This is a genomic window from Phycicoccus avicenniae, assembly GCF_050496545.1.
GTDB classification, from domain to species: Bacteria; Actinomycetota; Actinomycetes; order Actinomycetales; family Dermatophilaceae; genus Phycicoccus; species Phycicoccus avicenniae_A.
In genome coordinates, this window is record NZ_JBNVZV010000020.1 from 80126 (window position 1) to 86562 (window position 6437).

Sequence of the window (6437 nt, forward strand, 5' to 3'; positions counted from 1 at the left end):
CTACTCCTCGAGCAGCTCCGCGAGCCGCCGCGCCGCCTTCTCGGCCGCCTCGGTCGCCGACCGCTCGTCCCGCGTCGTGGCGAGCTGCGCACGACGGGCCACGTGGTCGGCCTCGGCCACCTCGGGCAGCCGCTCCTCCAGCCCGGCCAGCCGGCGGCGGGCGTCCTCGACGTCCGCGCGCAGCTCGTCGTGGCGACGTCGCGCGGCGACCGCCCGGTTGCGGGCGTCCTCCGCCGCCTCGTGGGCGGACCGCCGGGCGGCCTCGGCCTCCGCGGCGCTCCTCCGGGCAGCGACGAGGGCGCGCTCGTGCCGCTCCGCCGACTCGACCGACGCGAGCTTCGCCCTGCCCGAACCGCTCTCGCGCGCCGGCCCTCCCCCGCCGACGGCCACGGCCCGCGAGAGGTCGACCGGGTCGAGCCCGCTGGCGCTGAAGGTGTCGGTCAGCAGACCCGTGGACAGGGCGGCACCGGCCTCCGGATCCACCATCGCCGAGCGCAGCGTCTCCTCGACGGCCGCGGCCACCGCTGCCGAGACCGTCCGCCCCTTGTCCCGCCCGATGTCTACCGCCTGCGCGGCGACCGCCCGGGTCAGCTGACGGCGGCTCGCATCGAGGGCCCGCAGGTCGGCGGCCCCGAGGGTGCCCTGGGCGGCCCGCAGCCGCGCGCCGAGGTCGAGCACCTGCTCGACCTCCTCACCGCGCTCGCGGACCAGCCGGTTGAGCAGCCACGCCCCGACCGTCGGGCGGCGCAGCCCGCGCACGACGGCGGCCAGCGCCGCATCACCGTCGGCCTTGGCCTCCGCCGCACGGGCGTTGCGCGCCGCGGTGAACTCCTCGGGCGCCAGTGCGTAGAGGTCGGCCGCGACCTCGTCGATCCCCATCGGTCGATCCTCCCAGCCCGAGAGCCTCCTGTGGAACGCCCGCACCCTCGACGCGCGCGGGGTGTCGGGACGGTGTAGGAACGACCGGGTGACCTCGACCGACCAGAGCTCCCTCGGGACCAGCCTCAAGCCGCGCCACATCACGATGATCTCGATCGCCGGGGTGATCGGCGCCGGGCTCTTCGTGGGCTCGGCGACCGCCATCGAGCAGGCCGGCCCGGCCGTCCTCCTCTCCTACCTGATGGCCGGCACCCTCGTCGTCCTCGTCATGCGGATGCTCGGCGAGATGGCGACCGCCAACCCCGACACCGGGTCGTTCTCGGTGTACTCGCAGCGCGCGCTCGGGCGCTGGGCGGGCTTCTCGGTGGGCTGGCTGTACTGGTGGTTCTGGGTGCTCGTGATCCCCGTCGAGGCGACGGCGGCGGCCGACATCCTCAGCCGCCTGGTGGGGCTGGACCAGTGGGTGTGGGCCCTGCTCGTCACGCTGCTGCTCACCGGCACCAACCTCGTCTCGGTCGGGAACTACGGCGAGTTCGAGTTCTGGTTCGCGCTCGTCAAGGTGGTCGCGATCATTGCCTTCATCGCGCTCGGCGTGCTGGCCATCCTCGGCGTGCTGCCGAGCTCGCAGGTCAGCGGGGTCTCGAAGCTCTGGGAGCCCGACGGGTTCTTCGCCGGCGGGGGCGGGGCGGTCGTCGCCGCGATGCTCACCACGATGTTCTCGTTCATGGGCACCGAGATCGTCACCATCGCCGCCGCCGAGTCGCCGGACCCGGCCAAGGGCATCACCAAGGCCGTCAACTCGGTCATCTGGCGGATCGTCATCTTCTACCTCGGCTCGATCGCCGTCATCGTCTCGCTCGTGCCGTACGACCGGCTGGATGACGGGTCGTACCAGACCGTCCTCCAGGCGATGGGCATCCCGGGGGCGCCGCTCATCATGGACATCGTGGTGCTGACGGCGGTCGCGTCGTGCCTCAACTCGGCGCTCTACACGGCCTCGCGGATGGTCTTCTCGCTCGCCGACCGCGGCGACGCCCCGCGCGTGGTGCGTCGGGTCAACGCCCAGGGCGTGCCGTACGTCGCGATCCTCGCCTCGATGGTCCTGGGCTTCCTCGCCGTCGTCGGCAACTACGTCCTGCCGGGGAAGATCTTCGGCTACCTGCTCGCGACGTCCGGTGCGGTGGCCCTCTTCGTCTACCTCGCGATCGCCGTCAGCCAGCTCGTGCTGGGACGCCGGATGCGCGCCGAGGGCGAGCGCCCGCCGGTGCGGATGTGGCTCTTCCCGGGCCTGACGATGGTCGTCATCGGGTTCATCGTCGTGGTCATCGGCCTCATGGCCTTCGACCCGGACCAGCAGCAGGCCATCGCCCTCTCGGTCGCGTCGGCGGCGGTCATCGTGGCCCTCGGCGTGTACCGCCAGCGGAGGGCCGGTGACGATCGGTCGGCCGACGAGCCCGAGCGGGCCGCCCGCGCCTGAGCGCCACGTCGGCCGGGCGGGCTCAGCCGGTGGCGGCCGGCGCGCACACCACGCCGCGGTTGCCGTCGGGGTCGGCGAGCACGACGAGCCGCGGCGCCTCGCTGTCGTCGACGACCCTCGCGCCGGCCGTCACCGCGGCGGCGATGCGCTCGGCGGCCACCTCGGGCGCGACGTAGACCTCGACGTGGAAGCGCTGGGCGGAGGCGCCCTCGCCCGGGTCGTCGAACCACAGGTTGGGGATGCGCTGCGCGGCGTCGCGCACCTCGTCGCCGGGGGTCCCGCGGCCCCGGCTCGCGGGGTCGCCGGTGAGCAGGGCGGCCCACACCGGCGCGATGCGCGAGGCGTCCGGGGTGTCGAGGCCGAGCTCGAGCACGCTGACGCCGGCCGGGTCGGGGGTCAGCCCCTGCGCCGCGGCGACCTCGGTGATCCGCCGGGCCAGGTCGACGTCGCGCGCGGTCATCCACTCGACGACGTGCTCGGTGCCGTCGTCCTCCCGGTAGACCGCGTCCTCGCTGCTCAGCTTGAGGTCGACCTGGCCGGGGCCGATCGTGACGCGGGGGTGGTGGCCCGCGGCGTCCCCTGCCTCGGCGACCGCGGTGACGAACCGGGCCGCGGCGGCGAAGTCGTCGACCCGGTAGCGGGCGTGCAGCCCCTGCGCCAGCCGGCGCCAGTCCGTCAGGCCCGCCGCGTCGACCTCGTCCCCCGAGAGCATGTCCATGCCCGCGCACCCTAGACCGGTCGAGGCGTGCTCGGGGCTCCGAGCCCGCCCGCGTCACCGACCGCGGTGTCCGCACTGCGGGCACGCTGAGACGGCGCGCACCACGACCGATAACGTGAGGGCAGACGTTCCCCAACAAGGAGTTATCGATGTCCCTCCGCCTCGGCGATACCGCCCCCGACTTCACCGCCGACACCACCGCCGGCGAGATCTCGTTCCACGACTGGAAGTCCGGCTCGTGGGCCGTCCTCTTCAGCCACCCGGCCGACTTCACGCCCGTGTGCACGACCGAGCTCGGCCGCACCGCGGCGCTCTCCGGCGAGTTCGCCAAGCGCAACGCGAAGCCGATCGCCGTCTCGGTGGACTCCGTCGAGGACCACCAGCGCTGGGTGCCGGACATCGCCGAGGTCGGCGGGGTCGCGGTCGACTTCCCGATCGTCGCCGACCAGGACCGCGCCGTCGCGCAGGCCTACGACATGATCCACCCCGGCGAGGGCGACACCTCGACCGTCCGCTCGGTCTTCCTCGTCGACCCCAACGACAAGGTGCGCCTGACCATCACCTACCCGAAGTCGGTGGGCCGCAACTTCGCCGAGATCCTCCGGGCCCTCGACGCGCTCCAGACGACGGATGCCGCGCCGGTCTCGACGCCGGCCGAGTGGACGCCCGGTGAGCGCGTCATCGTCGCCCCGACCGTCTCCACCGACGACGCCCGCGAGCGCTTCGCGAACGTCGACGAGGTCAAGCCCTACCTGCGCTTCGCCGACGCCCCGGCCTGACCCGGACGGGTCGCCCCGGGCGCCAGCCGGTGCAGCCGGACGTCGTGGATGCCGCCCGCCTCGAGGCGCAGCGTCATCCACGTGAAGTCCGGCTGCGCCCGGCGGTCGGTCGGCGAGCCGGGGTTGAGCAGCCGCAGCCCGTCGTGCTCGGTGTCCCATGGGATGTGGCTGTGCCCGAAGACGAGTAGGTCGACGTCGGGGTACTCGGCGCGCATCCGCTGCTCGCGGCGCTCGCGGCCGCCGGTCTCGTGGACGACGGCGACGCGCACCCCCTCGACGGTGGCCCGGGCGACCTCGGGCAGCCGGGCGCGCAGCCCGGGTCCGTCGTTGTTGCCCCAGCAGGCGAGCAGCTGCGCGCTGCGGGCCTCGAGCGCGTCGAGCGCCGCCTCGTCGACCCAGTCGCCGGCGTGCACGACGAGGTCGGCGCGCTCGACGGCCTCCCACAGGGGGGCCGGCAGGTCCTTGGCGCGCTTCGGCAGGTGGGTGTCGCTCATCAGCAGGACGTCGGTGCCGGTCACGCCTCCACCCTGCCAGTGCGGCCGCGGCGGCAGGCCTCGGAGCAGTAGCGGACCTCGTCCCAGTCCCGCGCCCACTTCTTCCGCCAGGTGAACGGGCGGCCGCAGGTCGCGCAGACCTTGGTCGGGAGGTCGCCCTTGCGGGTCATCCGCGCCATCGCGCGCCCCGCTCCTCGCCCCGGCTCACCCCCTCACCGTACGTCCGCCCTGGGGTCGAGGGCGGAAGTGGTCGCCAGGGCAACCACGTCCGCACTCGACTCCAGAGGTCAGGGGTCGAGGGCGAGCTCGCGCGCGGTCCACCTCCGTCGCAGCCAGCGGTCGTGCGAGGCGAGGACGACGGTGGCGGGCGACGCGTCGACGGCGTCCTCGAGCTCGTCGACGAGCGCCAACGAGAGGTGGTTCGTCGGCTCGTCGAGGAGGAGCACGTCGGGGCGGGCGAGGACGACGAGGGCGAGCGCCAGCCGGCGCTGCTGGCCGAGGCTGAGGTCGCCGACCAGCCGCGCGACGTCCCGCGGGTGCACGAGGCCGAGCGGCAGCAGCAGGGCGCGCGCCTCCTCCTCGGGGAGTCCCTGCTGTGCCGCGACGAGCCGCTGCGGGCTGTGCCGGGGGTCCTCGAACGTGGTGTCCTGCGCCAGCCGCGCCACGCGTCCGCCGACGTCGACGCCGGGGTGCTCCGAGGGCGCGGCGAGGGCGCGCAGGAGCGTCGACTTGCCGCAGCCGTTGGGCCCGGTGACCAGGAGGTGCTCGCCCGCGGCGACGTCGAGCCGCGCCAGCCGGAGCCGTCCGGGGACGTCGAGGTCGCGCACCCGGACCCCGGAGGACGCCGAGCCCTCGCGGCCGAGGTCGACGTCGAGCCGCAGCCGGGCCGGTGGCCGGGGCACGGGGTCGGCGACGATGCGCTCGAGCCGCCGCTCGGCGTCCTTGGCCCGGCGGCGGGCGGCGGTCTGCACCCGCGAGCCCTTGAAGGCGTGGATGAACTTGTCGTTGTCCGTCGGGCCGCGCCCGTAGGCGACCGAGCCCTCCCGCGTCACCGACCGGTCGCGGAGCTCGGCGACCAGCTCGCGCTCCTCGAGCCACTCCTCCTCCCAGCGGCGTCGGGCGGCGGCCTTCGCGGCGAGGTGCTCGGCGAAGGAGCCCGTCCATGTGCCGCCGCCGAGGCCGTCGGTGCCGCGGTGGCGCGGGTCGAGGTCCACGACACCGGTGCACGCCCGCTCGAGCAGCACCCGGTCGTGGCTCGCGACGAGCACGGCGCCCGGCATCGCGACGAGCTCGGCCTCGAGGAAGGCCAGCGCGGCGTCGTCGAGGTGGTTGGTGGGCTCGTCGAGCAGCAGGGCATCCGGCCGCCGGACGAGCAGGGCCGCCAGCGCCAGCCGGGTGCGCTCGCCACCGCTCATCGCCGCGACGGGCCGGTCGGCGGCGATGTGCTCGAGCCCCAGCGCGTGGGCGGCGACCTCGGCCCGGCGTTCCGCGTCCCAGGCGTCGCGGGCGACGGCCCGGGCCAGGGCGTCGTCGTAGGCGGCGGAGGTGACCGGGTCGTCGGGATGCTCGGCCAGCGTGGCGGCGAGCCGCTCGACGGCGTCGGCGAGCCGGTGCAGCGGGGCGAGGGCGTCGCGCAGGACGTCCGCGACGGTGCTGGCGGGGTCTAGCCCGGAGTCCTGGGGCAGGTAGCCGAGGTCGTCCGGCACGGCGAGCGTGCCGGCATCGGGGGTGATCCGGCCGGCGAGGCACGCGAGCAGGGTGGACTTGCCGGAGCCGTTCTCGCCGACGAGCCCGATGCGGTGCCCGGGCGGGACGGTGAGCGAGGCGCCGTCGAGGACGGGCGGGCCGTCGAAGGAGACGGTGAGGTCGCGGACGAGGACGGGGGAGGACGGTGACACGGGGGACTCCACGCGGTGGCCGGGGTGCTCGCCGGGCGGGGCCTCGGGCGCGAGCGGGATGCGTGGGTCAGCTGTCCATGGTCCGACCACCGTACCTGCCCGTCTGCAGTACGGTCACCCCGATTGTCCCGGGGTCGGGGGGGGGGGGGGGGGGCCGGGGCCCCCCCCCCCCCCCCCGCCCCCGGGGGGGGG

General features: G+C 75.1%; 7 protein-coding genes. 2 read left to right on the forward strand and 5 right to left on the reverse strand.

Annotation, left to right across the window (positions count from 1 at the left end; all coding sequences use genetic code 11):
• Entirely contained in the window at positions 1 to 879 is an 879-nt protein-coding gene (locus ACQZ2A_RS15875) for a hypothetical protein (RefSeq protein ID WP_430213075.1), read from the reverse strand.
• Positions 880 to 967: 88 nt separating this feature from the next.
• On the opposite strand from ACQZ2A_RS15875, the gene ACQZ2A_RS15880 reads away from it, so the two are divergent.
• Positions 968 to 2356 carry an amino acid permease gene (locus tag ACQZ2A_RS15880; protein WP_430213078.1) on the forward strand — a complete coding sequence of 463 codons (1389 nt, stop codon included), beginning with the start codon at positions 968 to 970 and terminating at the stop codon, positions 2354 to 2356.
• 22 nt (positions 2357 to 2378) lie between these two features.
• On the opposite strand, the gene ACQZ2A_RS15885 is transcribed toward ACQZ2A_RS15880, so the two are convergent.
• Entirely contained in the window at positions 2379 to 3074 is a 696-nt protein-coding gene (locus tag ACQZ2A_RS15885) for a VOC family protein (protein ID WP_430213081.1), read from the reverse strand.
• Between the two features lie 149 nt (positions 3075 to 3223).
• Here ACQZ2A_RS15885 and ACQZ2A_RS15890 point away from each other — a divergent pair, with 149 nt between their 5' ends.
• Positions 3224 to 3853 carry a peroxiredoxin gene (locus tag ACQZ2A_RS15890; RefSeq protein ID WP_430213083.1) on the forward strand — a complete coding sequence of 210 codons (630 nt, stop codon included), beginning with the start codon at positions 3224 to 3226 and terminating at the stop codon, positions 3851 to 3853.
• Here ACQZ2A_RS15890 and ACQZ2A_RS15895 read toward each other — a convergent pair.
• The 3 genes from ACQZ2A_RS15895 to ACQZ2A_RS15905 all read right to left on the reverse strand — a co-directional run bounded on the left by ACQZ2A_RS15895 (position 3823) and on the right by ACQZ2A_RS15905 (position 6245).
• Positions 3823 to 4347 (reverse strand): metallophosphoesterase family protein, encoded by a 525-nt coding sequence (locus tag ACQZ2A_RS15895; protein ID WP_430213093.1) that lies wholly within the window; start codon positions 4345 to 4347, stop codon positions 3823 to 3825. The genes ACQZ2A_RS15890 and ACQZ2A_RS15895 overlap by 31 nt on opposite strands.
• 20 nt (positions 4348 to 4367) lie before the next feature.
• Complete coding sequence (locus tag ACQZ2A_RS15900) at positions 4368 to 4526, reverse strand: DUF2256 domain-containing protein (RefSeq protein ID WP_430213085.1); 159 nt, start codon at positions 4524 to 4526, stop codon at positions 4368 to 4370.
• 108 nt (positions 4527 to 4634) lie between these two features.
• On the reverse strand, positions 4635 to 6245 hold the full coding sequence (locus ACQZ2A_RS15905) for an ABC-F family ATP-binding cassette domain-containing protein (RefSeq protein WP_430213088.1): 1611 nt from the start codon (positions 6243 to 6245) through the stop codon (positions 4635 to 4637).
• Positions 6246 to 6437: the final 192 nt, after the last annotated feature.